The sequence below is a fragment of the Polaromonas sp. P1_G2 genome, assembly GCF_056405515.1.
The window spans coordinates 1-561 of record NZ_JBFUBY010000786.1; the positions used below are offsets into that span (position 1 = coordinate 1).

Genomic DNA, 561 nt, shown 5'->3' on the forward strand with positions numbered 1-561 from the left:
GCGCTGCGGCAAGGCCCGCGGGTCCCGCGCCAATCACCAGCAGGTCGCAATGTGCCCAGCACTTTTCGTAAGTGTCGGGATCGGCCTCGTACGTGGCCTTGCCAAGGCCAGCCGCCTTGCGGATGAATGGTTCGTAGAACCTTTCCCAAAGGGCCGCCGGCCACATGAAAGTCTTGTAGTAGAAGCCGGCGCCGAGGAACGGGCCAAGCAGGCTATTCAGCGCGCCGATATCGAAATCGAGCGACGGCCAGCGGTTCTGGCTCCTCGCTTCGAGGCCCTCATGGAGTTCCTGCATGGTCGCGCGGGTGTTCGCCTCGGTGCGCCCGCCGCTGCCGATGGTCATCAGCGCATTGGGTTCGGCGGCTCCCGCGGTCAGGATGCCGCGCGGACGATGATATTTGAAACTGCGGCCGACCAGCAGCCGTCCATTTGCCAGCAATGCGGAGGCCAGGCTGTCGCCGGCAAATCCCTTGAGCGGTGTGCCATCGAATGTGAACGACAGCGCCGACGCGCGGTCGATCAATCCGCCCTTTGCAAGACGATAAGAACTCATCGACCTGT

1 protein-coding gene is annotated in these 561 nt (G+C 63.3%); it reads right to left on the reverse strand.

The window, feature by feature from the left end; all coding sequences use genetic code 11:
- On the reverse strand, positions 1-553 hold a 553-nt coding region (locus AC1D0P_RS27585; protein ID WP_477679641.1), incomplete at its 3' end, for a 2Fe-2S iron-sulfur cluster-binding protein.
- Positions 554-561: the final 8 nt, after the last annotated feature.